Source organism: Microbacterium sp. KNMS, assembly GCF_053851835.1.
On record NZ_JBSQBP010000030.1, the window covers coordinates 20,107 to 42,845 of the forward strand.

14 protein-coding genes are annotated in these 22,739 nt (G+C 72.4%); 7 read left to right on the forward strand and 7 right to left on the reverse strand.

The features are described 5' to 3' along the window. Positions 1-2: 2 nt before the first annotated feature. Positions 3-1,280: an ABC transporter substrate-binding protein gene (locus ACWXWW_RS15890; RefSeq protein WP_271172765.1), complete on the reverse strand. Its 1,278-nt coding sequence runs from the start codon at positions 1,278-1,280 to the stop codon at positions 3-5. A 188-nt stretch (positions 1,281-1,468) separates the two neighbouring features. On the opposite strand from ACWXWW_RS15890, the gene ACWXWW_RS15895 reads away from it, so the two are divergent. Beyond that, the gene (locus ACWXWW_RS15895; protein ID WP_455970805.1) at positions 1,469-2,512 is read left to right on the forward strand and encodes a LacI family DNA-binding transcriptional regulator; all 1,044 of its coding nucleotides are present in this window, start codon (positions 1,469-1,471) and stop codon (positions 2,510-2,512) included. Positions 2,513-2,890: 378 nt separating this feature from the next. Here ACWXWW_RS15895 and ACWXWW_RS15900 read toward each other — a convergent pair whose 3' ends face one another. The 5 genes from ACWXWW_RS15900 to ACWXWW_RS15920 form a co-directional block, all read right to left on the reverse strand. Continuing rightward, positions 2,891-5,770, reverse strand: coding sequence for an endo-1,4-beta-xylanase (locus ACWXWW_RS15900; protein ID WP_455970807.1), 2,880 nt, complete (start codon positions 5,768-5,770; stop codon positions 2,891-2,893). 177 nt (positions 5,771-5,947) lie between these two features. Beyond that, complete coding sequence (gene yicI / locus ACWXWW_RS15905) at positions 5,948-8,275, reverse strand: alpha-xylosidase (protein ID WP_455970809.1); 2,328 nt, start codon at positions 8,273-8,275, stop codon at positions 5,948-5,950. Between the two features lie 105 nt (positions 8,276-8,380). Then, positions 8,381-9,388: a LacI family DNA-binding transcriptional regulator gene (locus ACWXWW_RS15910; RefSeq protein ID WP_455970811.1), complete on the reverse strand. Its 1,008-nt coding sequence runs from the start codon at positions 9,386-9,388 to the stop codon at positions 8,381-8,383. 72 nt (positions 9,389-9,460) lie between these two features. Next, positions 9,461-11,584 (reverse strand): beta-galactosidase, encoded by a 2,124-nt coding sequence (locus ACWXWW_RS15915; RefSeq protein WP_455970813.1) that lies wholly within the window; start codon positions 11,582-11,584, stop codon positions 9,461-9,463. A 146-nt stretch (positions 11,585-11,730) separates the two neighbouring features. Then, entirely contained in the window at positions 11,731-14,064 is a 2,334-nt protein-coding gene (locus ACWXWW_RS15920; protein ID WP_455970815.1) for a glycosyl hydrolase family 95 catalytic domain-containing protein, read from the reverse strand. A gap of 56 nt (positions 14,065-14,120) precedes the next feature. Between ACWXWW_RS15920 and ACWXWW_RS15925 the strand changes: the two genes are divergently transcribed. From ACWXWW_RS15925 to xylB, 3 genes are read left to right on the forward strand one after another with little or no spacing between them, the layout of a single operon-like run. Further along, the gene (locus ACWXWW_RS15925) at positions 14,121-14,849 is read left to right on the forward strand and encodes an alpha/beta hydrolase (RefSeq protein ID WP_455970817.1); all 729 of its coding nucleotides are present in this window, start codon (positions 14,121-14,123) and stop codon (positions 14,847-14,849) included. Positions 14,850-14,898: 49 nt separating this feature from the next. Continuing rightward, positions 14,899-16,089 (forward strand): xylose isomerase, encoded by a 1,191-nt coding sequence (gene xylA, locus ACWXWW_RS15930; protein WP_455970819.1) that lies wholly within the window; start codon positions 14,899-14,901, stop codon positions 16,087-16,089. An 11-nt stretch (positions 16,090-16,100) separates the two neighbouring features. Further along, the gene (xylB, locus tag ACWXWW_RS15935) at positions 16,101-17,492 is read left to right on the forward strand and encodes a xylulokinase (RefSeq protein ID WP_455970821.1); all 1,392 of its coding nucleotides are present in this window, start codon (positions 16,101-16,103) and stop codon (positions 17,490-17,492) included. Positions 17,493-17,552: 60 nt separating this feature from the next. Here xylB and ACWXWW_RS15940 read toward each other — a convergent pair whose 3' ends face one another. Beyond that, positions 17,553-20,027 (reverse strand): rhamnogalacturonan lyase, encoded by a 2,475-nt coding sequence (locus ACWXWW_RS15940; protein WP_455970823.1) that lies wholly within the window; start codon positions 20,025-20,027, stop codon positions 17,553-17,555. Between the two features lie 195 nt (positions 20,028-20,222). Between ACWXWW_RS15940 and ACWXWW_RS15945 the strand changes: the two genes are divergently transcribed. The 3 genes from ACWXWW_RS15945 (at position 20,223) to ACWXWW_RS15955 (ending at position 22,690) form a co-directional block, all read left to right on the forward strand. Next, entirely contained in the window at positions 20,223-21,242 is a 1,020-nt protein-coding gene (locus ACWXWW_RS15945) for an NYN domain-containing protein (protein WP_455970825.1), read from the forward strand. Beyond that, entirely contained in the window at positions 21,242-21,991 is a 750-nt protein-coding gene (locus ACWXWW_RS15950; protein ID WP_374727774.1) for a sulfite exporter TauE/SafE family protein, read from the forward strand. Before ACWXWW_RS15945 ends, ACWXWW_RS15950 begins: the two co-directional genes overlap by 1 nt. 96 nt (positions 21,992-22,087) lie before the next feature. Then, on the forward strand, positions 22,088-22,690 hold the full coding sequence (locus ACWXWW_RS15955) for a DUF624 domain-containing protein (RefSeq protein ID WP_421074368.1): 603 nt from the start codon (positions 22,088-22,090) through the stop codon (positions 22,688-22,690). Positions 22,691-22,739: the final 49 nt, after the last annotated feature.

A 22,739-nucleotide genomic window follows, 5' to 3' on the forward strand; every position in this document is an offset into this window, starting at 1 on the left:
CCTCAGCCGCGCGCCGCCGCGCCCTCGACGGCCTCGACGATGCCCTCGGGCGAGCCGTTGCCGGAGAGCAGCTCGACGACCGCCGTGTTGAGCGCGTTGCCGACGCTCTGGCCGAGCAGCGTGTCGAGCCACACCGTGACGTACGCGGCCTCGTTGTAGGCCTCCATGAGCGGCTGCAGGGCCGGGTCGGTGACCGCGCCCTGAGCGGCCTTCGAGGCGGGGATGGTCTGGTACGCCTCGGCGTACTTCTCCTGCCACTCCTGCGACGCGATGAAGTTGAGGAAGTCCTCGCAGGCCGACGGCGAGTCGACCGAGCACGAGTAGCCGTCGACGCCGCCCATCATGGCCGTCGGGTCGCCGTCGCCGCCGTCGACCGCCGGGAAGGGGAACCAGCTCAGGTCTGCGAGGGGCTTCTGGTCGGGCGTGAGCGAGGCGATGACGCCCACGTCCCAGCCGCCCATGAGCTCCATGGCCGCCTGGTGGTTGGCGAGCAGGCCCGCCGACGAGCCGGCGCCCTGCTGCGCCGAGGTCGTCAGGTAGCCCTCGTTGAACGGCTGGGTCTCGGCGAAGTCGGCGAGGTCCTCGCCCGCGGCGAGCCAGCAGTCGTCCGAGAAGTCGAGCGTCGTCGCGATCTCCGACATGACCTCCTGGCTGCACTCGCGCAGCGCGAAGAAGTAGTACCAGTGCGCGGCCGGCCAGGCGTCCATCGCGCCGAGCGCGATCGGGGCGACGCCCGTCTCCTTGAGCTTCTCGGTCGCGTCGACGAGCTCGTCCATCGTGCCGGCCGGCTCGACGCCCGCGTCGGCGAAGAGGTCCTGGCTGTAGAAGATGCCGCCGGGCAGCACCGCCGTGGGGACGCCGTAGGTCGCGCCGTCGATCGTGAAGGCATCGAACACGCCGTCGCCGTAGTCGGCCCGGACCTCGTCCGAGATGAGGTCGGAGAGGTCCTTGACCGCTCCGGCCTCGACGACATCCGCGAGCTTGCCGCCGCCGCGCGCCATGAAGAGGTCGGGCATGTCGCCCGAGTTCACGGCAGTCTGCAGGCGGCCATCCATGTCCTCGTTCTGGATCGACTGGACGTCGATCGTGACCCCTTCGTTCTCGGCCTCGAACGCGGCGGCCGCGTCCTCCCAGTACTGCTTGCCGGGTCCGGTGGTCGAGTTGTGCCAGAGCGTCATCGTTACGTCCCCGTCGTCCCCGCCGCCGCTGCCGCCCGCGCAGCCCGTCAGGGCCACCGCGCCGGCGACGGCTGCGATCGTCAGGATCCTGTGTGCTCTCATCGCGTCTCTCCTCGTCCTCGAGTGGGAACATCCCGGGCATCCGTCGGACATCGACAGTCGCCCCGCGAAGACGAGAATGTCATCGCTCACGACAAATTGTCAATCGTTATCGACATCGTTTTCGATAACGATTGAAACACGGCCGTGTCCGACCGCCATCCGGGGCCGTCCGGCAGTAGCGTTGACGCGTGACGTTCTCGCCGACCCCGGAGTCCGCGCCGAGCGGCCGCGCGACCATCCATGATGTCGCGCGTGTGGCCGGCGTATCGGTGTCGACCGTCTCGAAGGTGATCAACGGGCGGTACGGCGTCTCGGCCAAGACCTCGGCGCACGTGCTGCGCGTGGTCACGGAGCTCGGCTACGAGTCGTCGCTCATCGCCGCCTCGCTCCGGCGCGGCCGCACGCACGTCATCGGGGTGCTCGTCGCGGAGTTCGAGCCCTTCGCGCTCTCTCTTCTCGAGGGGATCTCGGAGGCCCTGCAGGGCACCGGCTACGACCTGCTCTCGTACGCGGGAAGCCTCTCGGGGCCGACCGAGGGGCACCATGAGGGCTGGGAGCGCCGCTCCCTCTCCCGCCTGGGCGGCACGCTCATCGACGGCGCCATCATCGTGACGCCGACCGTCGAGGCGCCCTCCGCCAGCGTGCCGGTCGTCGCGATCGACCCGCACACCGGCCCCGCGGGCGCGACGACCGTCGACAGCGACAACCTCGAAGGGGCGATCGCCGCGACCCGTCATCTCATCGAGCTCGGTCACAGGCGGATCGCGCACGTCCGCGGTCGCCGCGACCTCGAGTCCGCCCGCCTGCGCGAGGAGGGGTACCGGACGGCCCTCGCGGAGGCCGGCATCGCGTTCGACCCCGCGCTCGTGGTCGACGGCGGGTATCGATCCGAGGAGTCGACACCTGCCGCCGAGCAGCTCCTGTCGCTCGCCGACCCGCCGACGGCCGTGTTCGCCGCGAACGATCTCTCGGCCATCCGCACGATCGAGATCGCGCGCGCGCACGGGATCTCCGTCCCCGACGATCTGTCGGTGGTCGGCTTCGACGACATCCCCGCCGCCGCCTCGCATGAGCCGCCGCTGACGACCATCCGGCAGCCTCTGCGCGAGATGGGCGCCGCCGCCGTGCGGATCCTGCTCGGCAAGCTCGACGGCGGCGATGACGCGAGCGACGCCCATGTCCGGATGCCCGCCCAGCTCGTCATCCGGGCATCCACCGCGCCCGCCCGCTAGCTCCCGCCCGCCCCTGCCCGCGTGGCAGTCACCGCCACCCCGGTTGCATGTCTCACTTGGCGTGGGAACCGGGCGCCGTATCCCGCGGAACATGAGACACGCGGACGCCACCCTGGTTGCATGTCTCGCTCGGCGTGGGAAAGAGGCGCCCATACCCACCGCACGTGAGACATGCGGGCCCCACCCGGTCGGCTTGTCTCGCTCGACGTGGGAACGGGGCACCGTATCCCGCGACACATGAGACATGCGAACACCGTCGCCGAAGTCACTCCGCCAGCGTGTCTCACGCCGCGCGAGAAACCCGGGCGGATTCCGGCCGCGTGTGAGACACGGAAGCGGGTGGGACGCCGTCGACGCCCCGCCCGCTCTCGCCGCCGCTCAGCGACTCAGCTTCACCCGCGTCTGGGCGAGGACGTCGCCGTCCGCGCTCGCAGTCAGCTGCCACACGCCGGGGCGGTCCGGGAGGGCGACCGTCACCTCCGCGACGCCGCGCGCGTCGGCCGCCGCCGTGCCGATCACCTCGCCCGTGCGTCCCTCGCCGCGCGCGGCACTGACCTCGACCATCTCACCCGGCGCGGCGCCGGTGACCGTGACGACAGTCTCCGCCCCCGCCTGGGCACCGGCGGGCACCGTGATCGACGGCTCCTGCGGCGCGGCGACGAGCTGGAAGACACCCCAGCGCGCGGTCGACTGGTAGCCCAGCCCCGTCGGGTCGGCCCAGTTGCGGATGCCCGTGCGGGCACCGGCGGCCGCGTCGTTCACCTGGACGTCGAGGCCCTGGAAGGTGCCCGGCCCACCCGCGCCATCGAGGCGGATCGCCGCCTCGACGACGTAGCCCGTCTCGGTCCGCGCGGCTGCGGTGTCCGTGCGCGCATCCTGCGCGGCCTCGTCGCCGGCGCCGAAGGAGACGACGCCGTCGGCGTTCACGCGCAGCTGCATGTCCCGCGCACGGTAGGCGCCGTTCTTGGCGTTGCCGGCGTCGACGTAGATCTCGACCGAGTCCTGGATCCAGGGGTCCACGCCGCTGACGTCGACCACCGGGTCGGCTACCTCGGCGCGGACGTACAGCACGTCGTCCCGCCAGAGGAGCCGCGCCTGGGCGGTCGCACCCGCCTCGCCGTCGACCTGGATGTCCGTCGCGACCGTCGCGGCGTCCGCCCAGACGTCGTCCGGCGCACCGTCGATCACGGGCGCCGATGCGGCCTCAGGGACCTCGGCGTACGCGAGAGGGCCGACGAGCGCGAGCGAGCCCTGCGTGCCCTCGGCGCTCCAGCCGCCGCGCGGCGATCCGTCGTCCACGACGCGCACGTCGAACAGGACGCTGTCGCCCTCGGCGGCCGCGAGCGGCAGCGCCGCGACGACGGCGTACCCCGTCGCCGTCTCCGAGACCACCGCTTCGACCTCGGCGCCTCCCCCGCGCGGGACATCCGCTGTCTCGTCGTTCCAGGAGAGCACCACGCGATCGTCGCCCGGCGTGGTGTCGTCGACCTCGACATACGCGGTCAGCCGGTCGGCGTCCCAGCGCAGCTGGAAGCGCGCGGCGTCACCCGCCTCGTGCAGAGGGAGCTGGCGCCAGGCGACGTCCGAGGCGGCATCCGCGTCGAGCGGCACCGCACCCTGGAAGACCGACGCGCTGCGCGCCGGCGGCGGCAGCTCTCCCCCGGCGGCCCCGTGGAACGCGGGCTTCGCCTGCAGGGCGTCGTCGAACAGAAGGGGCGCCCCCGAGTCCACGCGCCACGAGCGTCCGTCGGTGAGACCCCAGACCGACACGGAGAACAGCTCGCCCGCACGCTCGCGGAACGCGTCGAAGACGGCGCGGTAGTAGTAGCCCTGGTCGACGAGCAGCGCGTCCGTGACCGGCGTGCCGGTCGTCACGTCGAGCTCGGTGACGGCCTGCGTCACCCCCACGTCGGCGAACCGGTCGAGCGCGCCGGCGAGCGCGGAGACGGGCGTCGACAGCGACACGTGGAACTGATGCCCCACGCCGTCCACCGGCACGCCGCGCGCGAGAAGGCGGTCGACGAGCGCCGCGTATCGGTCCTGCTTGCCCGCCTGCTCGGTGTTGTAGTCGTTGATGAAGAGCGTGACCGGGCGGTCGGCGCCGTCCGCGGCGTACACGTGGTTGAACGCCTCGTCGGCGTACTGGAACGCGAGGTCGACGAACTCCTCGCCGAGCACGTCGTACCAGCGGCTGCGGCGCATGCCGTCGGCGTACTGCGCGCCGTCGTCGATGACCTCGTTGACGACGTCGAGCGCGACGAGCGGGTTCTCCGCTCCGAACGCGCCCCATCCGGACGAGAGGTACTCGGCGACCGCGAAGATGTGCGTGCGCATGCGCTCGGCGAGGATGGCCTGATCGGCTTCCGAGTTCGTGAGCGGCGTGCCGTCGTCGTGCTCGAAGAACCAGGCCGGCGTCTGGCCGTGCCAGACGAGCACGTGGCCGTAGAGCCGCAGGCCCTCATCTCGCGCGAAGTCCATGAGAGCGATCGCCTCAGGATGCGGCGTGAACACGCGGTCCGCGTCGTACCAGGCCTCGGGCTTCATGTGGTTCTCGGGCGTGATCTGGTCGAAGTGCCGCGTGAGGAGCTCCGCTGCCGCGCCCGTCGTCTCTCGGCTGTCGATCGCGACGCCGACGGGGAAGTCGACCGTGTCCTTCAGCGGGACCGCATCCTCGACCTGCGGGTCGCCGACCGGCGTGACGACGATGTCGTCGACGAGGAGGTCGGAGGTGTTCGTGCCGCCGTAGGCCGTCTCGAAGTACAGCTGCGCGCTCTCGGCGGCGCCCATCGTGAACCGCGCACTGAGCTGCGTCCAGCCCGTGTCGGTCGCTGCGGCGTGCTGCGCGATCGTGTCGTAGCTCGTCGCGCCCGCGGTCGTCCGCGCCATGCTCGCCCACACGGCGTCGGCGGGCTGTCCGGGCGCGAAGCGCACCCAGGCGGTGAGGTCGTATGTCTCGCCGGGGATGAGCACGCCCGTCACATCGCGGATGATCCCGCTGCCCTGCGAGGTGCGGTCCGCGATGAGCGCGGCCCCGACCCCCGCGTGGGCATCGGCGTCGGTCACGGTGACGGTCGGCGCGCCGGATCCGCTGTCGCGCGGCGCCCAGCCGTCGAGCCCGCTCTCGAAGTCGGTCGCGATCACGGGCGGCGCCTCCTCGGCGGCGGCGGGAACAGCCGCGAGGGCCGAGGCGGCGAGCAGCGACGCGGCAAGCGCGGCGAGCACGCCGCGGCGGCGTCTGCGAAGGGGTGAGGGCATCATGCACGCTCCTTTGCGCGGTACGGATGGTCGGCACCCAGGCTGGTGGACGCCGTGCGCTCCGCGCAAGGAAAAGTTGCGATCTCAAACTTAGCGTTGCGAAATCGTTATCGATATCGATGCCCTCACCCGCCTGCGGAGAAGCGCTCCTCGTGCGACAGGACTGCGCAGCCGCCGGGGTCAGAGTGCGAGCTCGGCGACCCCGTCGGACGCGCGGACGGTCTCGCCGCCGATCGCGCCGATCGAGAAGGCGACGACCTCCTCGGAGGAGATGCGGACGGATCCCTGCGCGCGCTCGACGCGGAAGCGCGCCGTCCGGCCATCCGCCGCGGTCACCGTGAGGGCGCTCTCCCCGTCCGCTCCGCCCGGCGCGACCCGCAGCGTGAGGTCGTCGAGGTAGTCGTAGTCGGTCGTGTCGTCGCGCGCGCCGACCGGCAGGACGGCGCCGGGGCGGACGTACAGCGGCACGCTGTCGAACGCGTGGGTCTCGCGGCGCCATCCGCCGCTCACCCTCTCACCCGTGAGAAGGCTCGTCCACTCCCCCGCGGGCAGGTAGAGATCCACGGCGCCGTCCGCCGAGAACACGGGCGCGACGAGCAGGTCCGGCCCGAGCATGTACTGCCGGTCGAGGTACGCGGTCGCGGGATCGCCGGGGAACGCGAGCGGCATGGGCCGCATGACCGGCGTGCCGGTGCGGTGCGCCTCGAGTCCGGCCGCGTGCAGGTACGGCATGAGCGCGAGCTTGAGGCGCGTGAACCGGCGGGCGACCGAGACCGCGCTCTCGGCATCGGCCTCATCGCGCCCCTCCGCCTCGTCGAACAGCCACGGCACCCGGTAGCTCGTGGATCCGTGCAGGCGGCTGTGGCTCGAGAGGAGCCCGAACGCGAGCCAGCGCTTGAAGACCGCGGGGTCGGGCATGCCCTCGAATCCGCCGATGTCGTGGCTCCAGAAGCCGAAGCCGCTGAGCGAGAGCGAGAGGCCGCCGCGGAGGCTCTCGGCCATCGACGCGAACGACGACGTGTTGTCGCCGCCCCAGTGCACGGGCATCCGCTGGCCGCCGGCGGTCGCCGACCGCGCGAACAGCACGGCCTCGCCCTCGCCGCGCTCGGCCTCGAGCACCTCGAACACGGCCTCGTTGTAGCGCTGGGTGTAGAGGTTGTGCATCCGCTCGGGGCTCGAGCCGTCGAAGTAGTCGATCTCGAGCGGGATGCGCTCGCCGAAGTCGGTCTTGAAGCAGTCGACGCCCTGGCGGATGAGCCGCAGGAGGTGGTCCTGGTACCACGCCGTCGCCTCGGGGTTCGTGAAGTCGACGAGCGCCATGCCCGCCTGCCACAGATCCCACTGCCAGACCGAGCCGTCGCGCCGCGTGACGAAGTAGCCCTTCTCCTTGCCCTCCGCGAAGAGCGGCGAGCGCTGACCGATGTACGGATTGATCCAGACGCACACGCGCAGCCCGCGGTCGTGCAGACGGCCGAGCAGCCCTTCGGGATCCGGGAACACGCGCGGGTCCCACTCGAAGTCGCACCAGTTGAACTCGCGCATCCAGAAGCAGTCGAAGTGGAACGTGCCGAGCGGGATGTCGCGCTCGGCCATCCCCTCGATGAAGCGCGTCACGGTCGCCTCGTCGTAGTCGGTCGTGAAGCTCGTCGTGAGCCACAGGCCGTACGACCACGCGGGCAGGCGAGCCGGGCGCCCGGTCAGCGCCGTGTAGCGCTCGATCACGCCAGCGGGGTCGCCCCCGGCGAAGACGTAGTAGCTGAGGGACTCGCCCGCGACCGAGAACTGCACGCGCTCGACGGCCTCCGACCCGACCTCGTAGGAGACGTGGCCCGGGTGATCCACGAGCACGCCGTATCCCCGGCTCGAGAGATGGAACGGGACGTTCTTGTACGCCTGCTCGCTCGAGGTGCCGCCGTCGGCGTTCCAGATGTCGACCGTCTGGCCGTTCTTCACGAGGGGCCCGAATCGCTCGCCCAGCCCGTAGATGAGCTCGCCGACGTCGAGGGCCAGCTGCTCATGGACGTAGGCGCCGGCTCCCGTCGCGCCGAGCGGCCCCCGTTCGACCGCGGCGTCCGGGGCGAGGCGGATGTAGCCGAGCGACTTCTCGCCGCTCGACGTGAGCACCCGCCCGGTCTCGACATCGTGGAAGACGAGGCTCCACGGAGCTCCACGGGTGATGGTCGCGCGGATGCGGCCGCTCGTGATGCTGCCGGCCGCGTCGTCCACGACGACGTCGCCGTGCCCGTCCTCGGCGCCGACGAGGTCGAACGAGACCTCGCCTCGGCCGCCCTGGTGGTGCTCGATGCGCACGCCGATCACCCCGGGCAGCGGCGAGTGCAGCGAGACCGTGAGGGTCGCGCGGTTCAGGGTGTCGCCGCGGCGCTCGATGACCTTCGTCGGCACGGTCGCGTTCAGCGTGCGCCCGTCGGACCAGACGTCGTACGCCTCGCGCCCGTAGAGGGCGTCGACGCCCTGCCGCAGCTGCCAGAACCCGTCGGTGAACTTCATGGCCGGGATGCTCCTGTCGTGACGCCCATCGGCGGGCGGAGTGGATGAGAAATTCTCGAAGCGCTTCGATGACTGACGCGCAGACGCGCGTCGGTGCGGCGCGCCTCAGGCGGGCGGCGCGATCGAGCTGCGGTCGATGAACGCGGGCGGGAGCAGGAGCGGCGGGCCCGGCACGACGCCCTCGACCGCCGCGAGCATGCCCTCGACGGCGATCTTCCCCATCTCCTCGATGGGAAGCGTCGTTCCGCTCAGCCGGTGCTCGAGCCGCCCCGGGTCGTAGCTCGCCGCGGCTGCGAGGAGGGAGATGTCGTGCGGGACGCGCAGCCCGCGCTCGTCCAGGCGCCGCAGCGCCTCCTCCACGACCGGCTCGTTGCAGTGGAACACGATCGCCGTGACGTCGGGGGCCGCCCCGAGGATGAGGTTGACCGCCTCCGCACCCGTCCCCCGCTCGATGCCCGCCCACTGACGAACGAGACGGACGCCCCGCTCCTGAGCGGCCTGCTCGAGAGCGTGATCGAAGCGGCCGATGAATCCCGCGCGCCGATCCACGAAGCTGTGCGGGTGGCCGATCATGCCCACGACGCGATGCCCCGCATCGGCGAGCCGCGCGATGGCGTCGCGCGCCGCCGTCTCGAAGTCGAAGTCGACGCAGGCGACCCCCTGCGCGTGCTCGGAGATGCCGATGAGCGCAGCGGGGATGCGCCCCGCGCGGACGATCGGAAGCCGCTCGTCGTCCTCGGCGACGCCCATCATCACGACGCCGTCGACGAGCGAGCTCGCGCTCACCCTTCGGATGCCGTTCACCTCGTCGTCGCGGGCGAGCAGCAGCACGTCGTAGTCGCGTCCGCGCGCGGCCTCGACGACCGCGGAGGTGAACCGCATGTGCGTCGGCAGGTGTCCGTCGGCGCGCAGCGGCGCGCTGAGGGCGAGGATCTGCGTCCGGGCCCCGGCGAGGATGCGCGCGGCGGCGTGCGGCTGGTAGTCGAGCTCTGCGATGGCCTGGTCGATCCGCTCGCGCGTCGAGCGCGAGATCGTGCGCTTGCCGGAGAGGGCGTACGAGACCGTGCTGATCGACACGCCGGCGAGCTTCGCCACCTCGTTGATCGTCGCCATCTTCACTCCGTTGTCTAAGCGCTTCGACTGTCCCGCGATCCTATCCGCGAGGACAGGGCCCTGCAACTCCCATCATCGCCCGACCATCCGCTCGATCTCCACCTCCGCGCCGCGCGCGACGCGCAGGACGGCGCTCGCTCCCGGATCGAGCGTGAGCCCGCGCGAGAGGTCGCTCGCTCGGATAAGCTCGCGCGCCTCGCCGCGCACCCGCACCGGCTCGGCGCCGTGGTGGAGGAGGAAGAGGAAGTCCGCCCGCGCCCCGCGCCGCCTCACGGCTTCGACGCCGAGCGCTGCGGCGCCCGCGACCGTCTCGCGCGCCCCCGCGCGCTGCGCGAGCTCGGCGAGCAGGATGTCGCGGGATTCCTGAGCGAGCCGGGCCGACACGTAGACCGCCGTCCCCGCGCCCCGCTCGGCCTCGGTGATGGCGGCGTGCCCCGCGAGCGGGCCGTCGACGTAGCGCGCGAGGACGCGCGCATCCGACGCATGCAGGCGCTCGGTCCACTCCTCCGCACGCAGGCCGCCCTCGATCGCGACGCCCGCGCCCGGGGCGAGCGGCACGATCTCGTCCGCGCCCGCGCCCAGGAGGTCGCTCAGCAGCGCAGGGTAGCGGCCGGCGGCGATCCGGAGGCTCTCGTCCGCGAACCCGGACGGGGTCGTGACGACGAGGCGCCCGCCCGCGCGCACGAACCCCTCGAGCCATCCGACGGCTTCCCGGGCCATGGCGTACAGCGCGGGCACCACGAGCAGGCGCAGGTGCGAGATCTCGCCTCCCGGCCGCACGAACTCCGTCGCGATGCCCTTCCGCCAGAGCGCGCGGTGCGTCGCCCGCACCTCGTCGGAGTACGACAGCGCGTCGTTCGGCAGGTGCGGCGTCTCGAGCGCCCACCAGCCGTCGGCGTGCCAGACGATCCCCACCTCGGCCGGGACGACCGGGCCATCGGCCGGCGGCTCCGCGACCTCGCCGATGGCCTCGAGGATCCGGCCGAGCTCGACCACGGGCTCGAACAGCGGCGAGTCGCCGCCCCCGTGCGGCACGAGCGCGCCGTGCCACTGCTCGGCTCCCGCCGCGCTCTGCCGCCACTGGAAGAAGAGCGAGCTCTGCGAGCCGCGCGCGATGTAGCCGAGGGAGTTGCGGATCATCCGATCGGCCGTCTTGGCGTGCGTGCGATCGCCGACACGGATGCCGCGCGCGTTCTGCTCCATGAGCACCCAGGGCCCGCCCGCCCATGACCGGGTGAGGTCCGCGCCGTAGGCCACGTGCGCCTCGCCGTCCGGGCCGGTCGTGTCCAGGTAGTGGTCGATCGACACGATGTCCTGCGCGGCGGACCACGACCACTGCTCGAGGTGGTTCCAGGTGGGCAGCATGAAGTTCGTCGTGACGGGAGCGGACGAGCCGGCCGCGCGGATCTCCGCCTTCTGCTCCTCGAACGCCGCGAGCATCTCGTCGGAGGAGAACCGTCGGAAGTCGATCAGGAGTGCGGGGCTGTGCAGGTACTGCGTGGCGCGCGGAGGGAGGATCTCCTCCCACGTCCCGTAGCGCTGCGACCAGAACGCGGTGCCCCACGCGGCGTTCAGCGCGTCGAGATCGCCGTAGCGCCTCCGCAGCCAGGCGCGGAAGGCGCGCGCCGCATGCGGCCCGTAGTCGAGCGTCCCGTACTCGTTGTGGATGTGCCATCCCCGCAGGCCGCGATGGCGTCCGTATCGCTCGCCGAGCATCCGCGCGATCCGCCGGGACGCCTCGCGGTACGCGGGCGCGCTCACCGCGTACGTGTCGCGGGAGCCGTGCGAGAGCACGATCCCGTCGGGCCCGACGGGCATCGCGTCCGGGTGCGCGAGCGTGAACCACGGCGGCGGCGACGCGGTCGGCGTGGCGAGGAAGAACCCGATGCCGGCCTCGTCGAGCAGGGAGATGACCTCGTCGAGCCAGCCGGTCTCGAACCGGCCCTCGCGCGGCTCGAGCAGCGCCCAGGAGAACACGCCGAGCGTCACGGTGTTCACCCGCGCGCGCCGCATGAGGGCGATGTCCTCCCGCCAGATCTCGCGCGGCCACTGCTCGGGGTTGTAGTCGCCGCCGAACAGGAGCATGCCGGGCGCATACGCGCTGCGCGTGCCGTCGGTCATCCTCGATCCCTCCTCGCCGTCGTCGGCGGGCCGCGCCGCCGCGACGAGGCGATGCGTCCCGGTCCTCTGCGGCACGGGTCCCTTCGGCCGATGGCGCGCAGACGCGGCCTCGTCGCGGCGGACGTTCTCGCGCCTCTCTGTCGAAGCGCTTCGCCTGACCCTAGCGCGCCCCTTCCGCCCTTTCAACCCCGGGCCGACCGCACGGGCGCCGACCCCCGCGCTCAGGCGTCGAAGTCGGCGGCCGACACGACCGCGTCGGCCTCCGACGACACCTCCACCTCGATCTCGCGGCCGCCCCAGCGCAGCCGCATCCGGCCATCCCGCCCGGCTCGCGCGCGCAGGCGCGCCGACACGAGACGGCCGTCCGCCCAGGCGATGTCGACGACGACGCCCGGCCGCGCGATGAGCCCCGCGACCCGGCCGGACGCGAGCGCCGTCGGCACGGCGGGCAGGAGGTCGATCCGCCCGCGGTGACTCTGCAGGAGGCACTCCGCGAACCCGCCCGCGAACCCGAGGTTCCCGTCGATCTGGAAGGGCGGGTGCGCCGCGAAGAGGTTCGCGTAGAGTCCGCCCGACTCGCCGAAGCCGCTCCCGCGCGCGTCCCGGAAGAAGAGCCGCAGGAGATCCGCGACGCGGTCCGCGCGCCCGAGGCGCGCCCAGAGCGCCGTCTTCCACGCGAGCGACCAGCCGGTCGAGTCGAGCCCGCGGCGGTCGAGCGTCACGGCGGCCGCGCGCTCGAAGGCCTCGTCGGCCGCATCGCCGGGATAGAGCGGGTAGAGATGGCTGACGTGGCGATGCTGCGGGTCGACCTCGTCGACGACGGCATCCCACTCGAGGACGCCGTCGTCGGTCGCACGCGACGAGACCTCGGGCAGCGCGTCGAGCGCGTCGCGGGCGGCGCCCACGAGCGGGTCGTCGTCGGGACCGAGCCTCACGACGGTGTCGAGCAGCTCGCGCGCGAGCGCGAGGTCCATCGTGCTCGTGACGCCGACGCCGACCTCGTGGCCGCCCACCCGGAAGGTGTTCTCGGGGGATGTCGACGGCGCGGTCCCCAGGGAGCCGTCGGGCAGGCGGACGAGCCAGGCGAGGAGGAACTCCGCCGCGCCGCGGGCGAGCGGGCGGAGCGTGCCGTCGACGAAGCCGTCCGGCGCGGAGCCGAACGCGACGTGCTCGGACAGATGACGGATGAGCCACGGTCCTGCGAACGGCCAGAACGCCCAGCAGGGAGAGCCGTGCCCCGCGCCCACCGTGGCGGTGAAGGCCCACGCGTCGCTGTTGTGGTGCGCCACCCAGCCGGGCGCGCCGTAGTCGATCGTCGCCGTCCGCGCGCCGCGCTCGGCGAGGGCGCCCACGAAGCGGATGAGCGGCTGTGCGGTCTCCGGAAGAGCGGTCACCTCGGCGGCCCAGCAGTTCATCTCGGTGTTGATGTTGAGCGTGTAGTTCGAGCTCCACGGCGGACGCATCTCGGCGTTCCACAGACCCTGCAGGTTCGCGGGGAGCCGACCCGGCCGCGAGGACGAGATCAGCAGGTAGCGACCGTAGTCGAACAGCGTCGCGACGAGATCGGGATCCGCCGCGGCGACGTCGCCTGCGCTGCGCGCGCGCTCGAGACGCTCCGAGGTGGACGCGTCGGGAGCGCGCCCGAGGTCGATCCGCACGCGGTCGAAGAGCTCGGCGTGCGCGCGGACGTGCGCTGCCCGCAGGCGCTCGTACCCGCTCGCGAGGGCGGCCTCGACGCGCTCGTGCGCCCGGCGGAACGCGTCATCGGGCGACGCGAGCTCGGCCGTGGGCCCTGCATACGTGGTCTCGATCGCGAGAGCGAACACGGTCCGCTCCCCCTCCTCCCGGCGGCGGACGACGACGGCGACCTCGACCGTGCGCTCGCCGTCGTCGGGCCACGTCGCGGCGGGGAGGTCGGGCTCGTGTCCGGGCGCGACGTCGAGGGGCGCCGCGAGGAGGGCCGCGAAGCCGTCGGCGAGCTCCTCGCGCGCCGTCTCGCGCAGGGGCGTCGAGAACGACAGCTCGATCGGCGCGGCGGCGCCGGACACCGCGTGGACGAGCACGTCGTCGGCCGCCGACACGAAGGTCTCCGCGGTCTGGTCGCCCGCGCGCAGCTCGTGGACGGCCGCGCCGAGGTCGAGGGCGCGGACGACGGGAGTGCGATCCTCCCCCGCGCGCGGGCCGACGACGAGCGACCCGACCGGCAGGAACGCCTGGCTGTAGCCCGACTGACGGCGCTGGAGCAGCTCCTCCGCCTCGCGCGGCCGACCCTCGAGCACGGCGCGCCGCGCCTCGGCGAGCAGGCGCTGCGATTCCTCCGGCGCGAGCGGACGCTGCCGCTCGTCTCGCCACGGCGCTCCCGACCAGACGCTCTCCTCGTTGAGGTGCAGCACGGCCCGCGCGCCGCCTCCGCACATCGCGCCGATGCGGCCGTTGCCGAGAGGAAGGGCCTCGAGCCACTCGCGCGCCTCCCCCTCGAAGACGAGCCGCCGGCCACCGCGCCGGCGCGCGCGTCGGGAGGTCGCGTCGGGGTCGGTCGTGCGGTCGGGCGTCATCGCATCAGGGCACACGCGGACCACGATACGGTGCGCGCGGATGGTAGGAAACGAGCATGACCCACGCCGACGAGATCGTCTTCCTGCCCGCCCGCGCCGAGGCTCCCGAGAGCCGGCCGCTCATGCTCGTGCTGCCGGGAGGCGGCTACGCGCATCACGCCCCGCACGAGGCCGAGCCCGTCGCGGCGTGGCTGAACGACGCAGGACTGAACGCCGTGGTCTTCCGCTACCCGGTCGCGCCGCTGCGCCATCCCGAGCCCATCGTCGCGACCCGGTCGCTCCTGGCCGCCCTCCGCCGCGGCGAGCACGGGGCCTTCGACGTGTCGCGGATCGGCGTGCTCGGCTTCTCGGCGGGCGGTCACCTCGCGGCCACGCTCAGCAGCGCGCCCACGGCGGCGGAGCGCGCGGCGCACGACGTCGACGCGCGGCCCGACCTGGCCATCCTCTGCTACCCGGTCATCTCGATGACCGATCTCGTGCACCGGGGCTCCGTCGACGCGCTCCTCGGCCCCGACGCGCCCGTCGCCGCCCGTGCGGCGCTCGACGCGGACGCCCTCGTCGACGAGCGCACGCCGCCGACGTTCCTGTGGCACACGGCCGCCGACGAGGCGGTCCCGGTGACGCACGCCCTCGCCTACACGCGGGCTCTCGTCCGTCACGGCGTGCCCGCCGACCTGCACGTCTTCGCGGAGGGCGCGCACGGAAAGGGACTCGCAACCGGCCTCGGACCGCTCGAGGGATGGACACGCCTCGCGGTGGACTGGATCCGCGAGCAGGGTTGGTGATATGTTCATTTTCACAACATTTCACCGACGACGCTGAAGGCGGATCCTCATGTCGCTCACACCCACCAAGGACGACAAGTTCTCGTTCGGTCTCTGGACCATCGGCTACAACGGCACCGACCCGTTCGGCGGCCCGACCCGACCGGCGCTCGACGTCGTGCACGCGGTCGAGAAGCTCGCCGAGCTCGGCGCCTACGGCCTCACGTTCCACGACGACGATCTGTTCGCGTTCGGCTCGACCGACGACGAGCGGCAGAAGCAGATCGACCGCCTCAAGGGCGCGCTCGCCGACACCGGCGTCGTCGTCCCGATGGTCACGACGAACCTGTTCAGCGCCCCCGTCTTCAAGGACGGCGGCTTCACCTCCAACGACCGCCAGGTGCGCCGCTTCGCGCTGCGCAAGGTGCTGCGGAACATCGACCTCGCCGCCGAGCTCGGCGCCAAGACCTTCGTCATGTGGGGCGGTCGCGAGGGAGCGGAGTACGACTCCGCGAAGGACATCCGCGCGGCTCTCGAGCGCTACCGCGAGGCGGTCAACCTCCTCGGCGACTACGTCACCGACAAGGGCTACGACATCCGGTTCGCGATCGAGCCGAAGCCGAACGAGCCGCGCGGCGACATCCTCCTCCCGACGCTCGGCCACGCGATCGCGTTCATCGACTCGCTCGAGCGCCCCGAGCTCGTGGGCCTCAACCCCGAGGTCGGCCACGAGCAGATGGCGGGACTGAACTTCGCGGCGGGCATCGCGCAGGCGCTGTACCACGGCAAGCTCTTCCACATCGATCTGAACGGCCAGCGTGGCATCAAGTACGACCAGGACCTCGTCTTCGGTCACGGCGACCTGCACAACGCGTTCGCGCTCGTCGACCTCCTCGAGAACGGCGGCCCCGGCGGCGTCCCCGCCTACGACGGCCCCCGCCACTTCGACTACAAGCCCAGCCGCACCGAGGACGAGACGGGCGTGTGGGACTCGGTCTCCGCGAACATGCGCACCTACCTCCTCCTCAAGGAGCGGGCGGCCGCCTTCCGCGCCGACCCCGAGGTGCAGGAGGCGCTCGCGAGCGCGAAGGTGCTCGAGCTCGGCCAGCCGACCCTGAACGAGGGCGAGTCGTACGACGACCTCCTCGCCGACCGCTCGGCGTACGAGGACTTCGACGCCGACGCGTACCTGGGCGGCCACGGCTTCGGCTTCGTGCGGCTCCAGCAGCTCGCGACCGAGCACCTGCTCGGCGCCCGCTGAGGACGGCGCGGATGACTCTCGTCGCGGGCATCGACTCGTCCACGCAGAGCTGCAAGGTCGTCGTGCGCGATCTCGCCACCGGCGAGATCGCGCGCACGGGCCGCGCATCGCACCCCGACGGCTCCGAGGTCGACCCCTGGCACTGGTGGGACGCGCTGCAGTCGGCGATCGCCGACGCCGGCGGGCTCTCCGACGTCGACGCGGTGTCGATCGCGGGGCAGCAGCACGGCATGGTCGCTCTCGACGCGCGCGGCGAGGTCATCCGCCCCGCCCTCCTCTGGAACGACACGCGCTCGGCCGATGCCGCGGCCGCGCTCACCGCGGAGGTCGGCGCCGAGGCCTTCGCGGAGCGCGCGGGGCTGGTCCCCGTGGCCTCCTTCACCGCGACGAAGCTGCGGTGGCTGGCGGACCATGAGCCGGAGAACGCCGCGCGCGTCGCGGCCGTCGCGCTTCCGCACGACTGGCTCACCTGGCGCCTGCGCGGCTTCGGACCCGACGGCGAGCGCGGCCCCGTGCTCGAGGAGCTCGTGACCGATCGCTCCGACGCGAGCGGGACGGCCTACTTCGACCCGTCGCGCGACGTCTACGACCGCGACCTGCTCGCACGCGCTCTGCGCCGCGACGCCGACGCGATCGTGCTCCCCCGCGTCCTCGCCCCCGCCGAGCACGTCGACGGCCCCGGCTTCGTCGTGGCGCCCGGTGCCGGCGACAACGCGGGCGCGGCGCTCGGCCTCGATGCCCGTGCGGGCGATATCGGGATCTCGATCGGCACGAGCGGCACCGTGTTCGCCGTGACGCATGTCGCGGTGCAGGACCGGACGGGAACGGTCGCCGGGTTCGCGGATGCCGCAGGCGGCTTCCTGCCGATCGTCACCACCCTGAACGCGGCGCGCGTGCTCGACGCAACCGCGGCTCTTCTCGGCGCAGACCACGCTGAGCTCGCGCGGCTCGCCCTCGCCGCCGAGCCGGGAGCGGGCGGGCTCGTGCTGCAGCCCTGGTTCGAGGGCGAGCGCACTCCGAACCTGCCCGATGCGACAGCGACGCTCTTCGGCATGACCCTCGCCTCGACGACCCGCGAGAACCTCGCCAGGGCCGCGATCGAGGGCGTGCTGTGCGGGCTCGCGGAGGGCCTCGACGCGATCCGCGCCCACGGCGTCGCCGCCGAGCGCGTGCTCCTCGTGGGCGGAGCAGCGCAGAGCGCGGCCGTCCAGGCGATCGCGGCGCAGGTCTTCGATGCTCCCGTCGTCGTGCCCGAGCCGGGAGAGTACGTCGCGCTCGGCGCGGCGGCCCAGGCCGCGTGGGCGCTCACCGGCACGCGCCCGGAGTGGCCGCTGCAGATCGCCGCGACCCTCCCCGTCGACACGCGACCGGTCATCCGCGAGCAGTACGCCGCGCGCCGCTGACCCGGACGCAGAGGAGGGCCGCCGCCGGCAGTCGCCGGCGGCGGCCCTCCTCTTTCGGGATCAGCGACCGGCGCGGAACGCGAACTCCCACGTCGACTCGACCTCGGGCGCGAGGGCGAACCATGCGTCGGGCACCGCGACGATCTCGACGGAGCCCTTCGCGCGATGGAAGCCGGGCGCGACCTCGGCGCCGTCGACGTAGTACGCGACGCCGTGCGCATCGGGGATCTCGTAGCCGTCGCGGCCGCGGCCTGCCTCGTCGACGAAGATCGGCGCCGGCGCGACGACCTCGCTCGTGTAGACGGGCACGTCGCCCCAGTCGATGTCGGAGGCGAGGCGGTAGCCCGTGTAGCTCGGCTGGTTGTACGCCGTGTTCTGCCGCGCCACCTCCGCACGGTACTGGGGCTCGTGCATGAGGGTGGTGAGCTTGCGGTCCGTCACCTCGGTGGAGAGGTGGATCCGGATCTCGGAGCTGTCCGCCGAGCGCACGAGGAGCTCCTCGCGCCAGTCGCCGAAGACGTCGGCGACGAGGGCGGGGTTGCCCTTCGTGCCGTTGTTCGAGCGCGTCCCCTCGGCCTCGAGAAGCACCTCTCCCGAGCCGTCGACGATCCGCACGTCCTCGTCGCCATAGCCCTCGACGATCTGCGTCGTCATGTCGGCCGCCCAGCGGATGGACTGGTTGGTGCCCAGCCCCTCGACCGGCGTGCCGGAACCGGGCGGCATCGACGCCCAGAACTCGAGCCCCGGCTGGTCGGGATCGACGTCGCCGACCATGCCGCGTCCCGTGTCGCGACCGGAGTACTCGCCCTCGAGCACCTCGCCGGTCGCGGCGTCGCGGAGCGCCCATCCGTAGGGCGCCCAGACGCCGCCCTCGTGCACCGTGAAGATCTCGAGGCCGCTGCGCTCGGGGAGGATGTCGGTCACGTGCATCGCGTCGCCGTGCCCGAGCCGCGCCGTCGTCCCTGGCGCGGCGCTTCCCTCGGGCATCTCGGCGAACGAGCTGTAGAGCAGCGACCCGTCGTCGTCGATCGTCGCCGACCCGTACACGATCTCCTGCCTGCCGTCGCCGTCGACGTCGGCCGCCGAGAGCGAGTGGAATCCCTGGGTCGTGAGCGTGCCGAACTCGGGGTCCGTGCCGTCCACGCCGTGCGGCGAGGCGTTGAACGGGTTGGCCATGGGCGCGTGCCCGCTGTCGACGTACCAGCGCTCCGAGAGGCTCTCGCCGTCCCAGTCGTAGGCGACGAGCGTGGAGCGCGTGTAGTAGCCGCGGGCGAAGATCGCGGAGGGGTGCGCGCCGTCGAGGTACGCGACACCCGCGAGGAAGCGGTCGTTGCGGTTGCCCGGCTCGATCCGCGCCATGGCATAGTCGCCCCAGAGCAGGCCGTCGTCGCCGCGGCCCGGCTTGTCGTCCACCGTCTCGAGCTCGGCGCCGGTCAGCCCGTCGAACACCGTGAGGTACTCGGGGCCCGTCAGCACGAAGCCCTCGAACTTCCGCAGCTGGTTCCGCGCGGACCGCGACGGCGCATAGACGTCGATGAAGTGGTCGACGAGCGCGGTCGCGTCGGCCTCCGAGAGGGGGTAGTCGTAGCGCGGTTCGATCCCGAAGGCCTCCTCGAGCGTCGCGGGCCACTGACCGGACACGACCTCGTCGCGCTCGCTCCATCCGCGGAACACCTCCACGAGGTGCGCGCGGTAGTCCGCCGCCGACATCCGGTAGTCGTCCGCGTCCGTCACGCCGGCGGCCGCGTCATCGGCCGGGATCGTGACGTAGGCCGTCTGCCCCTGCGCGGTCACGCTCGTGCCCGGCGCGGTCTTCATCATGATCTCGGAGCGGCCGTCGCCGTCGAAGTCGTAGACCATGAACTGCGTGTAGTGCGCACCCGAGCGGATGTTCACGCCGAGGTCGATGCGGTGCAACAGGGTGCCATCGGCCTCGTAGGTGTCGATGTACGTGTTCCCCGTGTAGCCGACCTGCGAGACGTCCTTGGCGTTCGACGGATACCACTTCACGACGTACTCGTAATCGCCGTCGCCGTCCATGTCCCCCACCGACATGTCGTTCGCCGAGTAGGTGTACGCCTCGCCCGCGGGCGTCACGCCGTCAGCCGGCTTCTGCAGCGGCAGCGTCGCGGAGGCGCCGTTCCACGGTGCGGTGCTGCCGCTCGCCTCGAGCTCGACGCCGTTCACGATGGGAGCCACGCGGTAGGCGGAGGACGCCGTGCCCTCGGGATCGAGGAGGTTCGTGCTGTCCGTCACCGTCGCGATCCGCTCGCCGTCGCGGTAGACGGCGAAGTCCGGTCCGGTCATCCCCGCCTCTCCTGCGCCCGAGGTCTCCTCGGCGAGGAGGCGCCAGCTGAGGAAGACGCCGTCGTCGGTGCGCGCGGCGACGAGGCCGCGGTCGAGCCGCTCGAGCTGCGGCACGGGCGGCTCTCGATCGTCGGCGTGCGCCGCGATGCCGGGCATCGCGGCGACCAGCGCTGCGGCCAGCGCGCCGACGCCGGCGCGCGCGGCCCAGCGGGCGGATGGTCGGGTCATGTCGGACTCCTCATCGTCGTCGATGGATGTGAAACGTTTCAGATTGAGAGAAAACGCTTTCCGCACATCAGACCGTAGCGGCGTGCGCGCCATCCGACAACCCCTCACCACCCGGGGTGATGGGCACCCGGCGCGACGCACAGCCGACGCGGCTACGCTCGGAGGAGTCCCATCCGCCCCATCTGAGGAGCCGCCGTGCCCGAGACCCACGATGACGGCCGGGTCGCCGTCTACCTCGACTTCGACAACATCGTGATGTCGTGGTACGACCGGGTCCACGGGCGCAACTCCTACAGCCGAGACCGCGCACGGATCGCCGAGAACCCGCAGGATCCCGAGATCGCCGACCGGCTGTCCCGCGCGATGGTCGACGTGGGCGCGGTCATCGACTACTCGGCGTCGTACGGAACGCTCGTGCTCACGCGCGCCTACGCCGACTGGTCGTCGCCCGTGAACGCCATCTACCGCCAGCAGCTCGTCGCGCGCGCGGTCGACCTCGTGCAGCTCTTCCCCGCCGCCGCGTACGCGAAGAACGGCGCGGACATCCGTCTCGCGGTCGACGCCGTCGAGGACATGTTCCGCCTCCCCGACCTCACGCACGTCGTGATCGTCGCGGGCGACTCCGACTACGTGCCGCTCGCGCAGCGCTGCCGGCGCCTCGGCCGCTACGTCGTCGGCGTGGGCGTCGCGGGCTCGACCGCGAAGTCCCTCGCCGCGGCGTGCGACGAGTTCGAGCCCTACGACTCGCTCCCCGGCGTGCAGCTGCCCGCGAAGCCCGCCGCCAGGGCGAAGACCGATGACAGGGGCGAGAGCGCCGACAAGGCGGAGGGCGCGAAGGACGCGACGAAGGCCGCCGGAGCCGAGGCGAAGGATGACGCCGAGCCGAAGGCGAAGCCGCGCACGCGCCGGGCGTCGAAGTCCAAGCCCGCCGAGGAGCCGGAGACGTTCCTCGCCTTCGACGAGACGCCGCCGGAGGATCTGCACGCGGCCGCGTCGCGCCTGCTGGAGCGGGCGCTGCGCGTCGGCCAGGGCAAGGGCGATGACGCGGGATGGCTGCACAGCTCGGCCGTGAAGCAGCACATCCGCCGCATGGACCCCTCGTTCAGCGAGAAGGCCCTCGGATACCGCTCGTTCTCCGACTTCCTCAAGTCGCGCGAGGACCTCGCGGAGCTCGAGGAGACGGGCCACGAGCGCCTCGTGCGGCTCAAGGCGTGATCGCCGACCTCTCCCCGATCGTCTGGGCGGCGCTGGCGATCGGCGCGCTCGTCGTCGGCCTGTCCAAGACCGCCGTACCGGGCGGCGCGACGCTCTCGGTCGCCCTGTTCGCCGCGGTCCTGCCCGCCAAGGAGTCGACCGGAGCCCTGCTCATCCTCCTCATCGTGGGCGACATGTTCGCGCTGCTGTCGTACCGGCGGCACGCGGACTGGAAGGTCATCGTCCGGATGGCGCCCGCGGTCGTGCTCGGTCTCGTCGCAGGCTGGGCGTTCCTCGCCCTCGCCGACGACGCCTGGGTGCGGCGCGTCATCGGCGTCCTCCTGCTGCTCGTCGTCGCCGTGACGCTGTGGCGCCGATGGCTCCAGGCCCGGTCTGAGGCCGAGCCGGGAGCGCGGTCGGGCGCGGTCGCCGCGGCGACCTACGGCGCGCTCGGCGGATTCACGACCATGGTGGCGAACGCGGCGGGCCCCGTGATGTCGATGTACTTCCTCGCGGCGAAGTTCCCCGTGAAGGCGTTCCTCGGCACATCCGCCTGGTTCTTCGCGATCGTGAACATCGCGAAGCTGCCGTTCTCCGTGGGGCTCGGCATCATCACGCCCGGCTCGCTCCTGCTCGACCTCGTCCTCGTGCCGGCCGTCATCGTCGGAGCTCTCGTCGGCCGCCGCGTCGCGTCGCGGATGGACCAGCGCGTGTTCGATCGGCTCGTCATCGCCCTGACGATCGCGGGCGCGGTGTACCTGCTCGTCTGAGGCCGCGGCGGCGAATCGAAGCGCTTCGCCGATTCGGGCTAGAATCCGACGAGGAGTTCGCCGGGGCCGCCGCCCCCGAGGAGAGGCCGATCCGCGATGAAGCTCGACCCCGAAGGCAGGGCCCTGAGCGGCCTCTCGACGTTCCTCACGTTCGTCGGGCTCAACGTCGCGTACCTCGTGGCCTGCCTTCCGGTCGTGACGATCGGCGCCGCGACCTCCGCTCTCTTCGAGGTCGCGATGCGGTACTCGGACGACGAGCAGGGCCGCCCTCTCGCGGACTTCTTCCCGGCGCTCGCACGCGACGCCGCCCGCGGCACGGTCGTGCTCCTCGTCTTCGGCGTCCCGGCCGCTGCGCTGGTCTTCAGCGGCGTGTTCTGGATGGCCCTCGGCAGCGTGCTCGGCTCGGTCGCGGGCATGCTCTCGTTCCTCGGCGCCGTGTGGCTCTTCGCGGCCTTCCTCTACGGCTGCGCGCTCGTGGCGCGCTATGCGCAGCCCCTGCGCCAGACCCTGCGCAGCGCGCTCCTCCTCCCGGCGGCGGAGCCGGCGCGCACCCTCCTCCTCCTCGCGCTCCCCGCGGGCTGCGCGAGCCTGGCCTTCGTGCTCCCGCCGTTCTGGATCATCCTGCTCACCATCGGGTTCTCCGTAGGCGCCTACGCAGCGGCCTTCGCGTTCCGCAGCGCCTTCGCACGGCACGACTGAGCGCCCTCGCCCAGCGCCGGAGGGGCCGGTCCCGCGCCATGCGCGGGAC

What these genes read in the sequence shown, in the direction of transcription:
- ACWXWW_RS15890 (WP_271172765.1), bottom strand. Translation starts at nt 1,280, where the DNA reads ATGAGAGCACACAGGATCCTGACGATCGCAGCCGTCGCCGGCGCGGTG.
- ACWXWW_RS15900 (WP_455970807.1), bottom strand. Translation starts at nt 5,770, where the DNA reads ATGATGCCCTCACCCCTTCGCAGACGCCGCCGCGGCGTGCTCGCCGCG.
- yicI (WP_455970809.1), bottom strand. Translation starts at nt 8,275, where the DNA reads ATGAAGTTCACCGACGGGTTCTGGCAGCTGCGGCAGGGCGTCGACGCC.
- ACWXWW_RS15910 (WP_455970811.1), bottom strand. Translation starts at nt 9,388, where the DNA reads ATGGCGACGATCAACGAGGTGGCGAAGCTCGCCGGCGTGTCGATCAGC.
- ACWXWW_RS15920 (WP_455970815.1), bottom strand. Translation starts at nt 14,064, where the DNA reads ATGACGCCCGACCGCACGACCGACCCCGACGCGACCTCCCGACGCGCG.
- ACWXWW_RS15925 (WP_455970817.1), top strand. Translation starts at nt 14,121, where the DNA reads ATGACCCACGCCGACGAGATCGTCTTCCTGCCCGCCCGCGCCGAGGCT.
- xylA (WP_455970819.1), top strand. Translation starts at nt 14,899, where the DNA reads ATGTCGCTCACACCCACCAAGGACGACAAGTTCTCGTTCGGTCTCTGG.
- xylB (WP_455970821.1), top strand. Translation starts at nt 16,101, where the DNA reads ATGACTCTCGTCGCGGGCATCGACTCGTCCACGCAGAGCTGCAAGGTC.
- ACWXWW_RS15940 (WP_455970823.1), bottom strand. Translation starts at nt 20,027, where the DNA reads ATGACCCGACCATCCGCCCGCTGGGCCGCGCGCGCCGGCGTCGGCGCG.
- ACWXWW_RS15955 (WP_421074368.1), top strand. Translation starts at nt 22,088, where the DNA reads ATGAAGCTCGACCCCGAAGGCAGGGCCCTGAGCGGCCTCTCGACGTTC.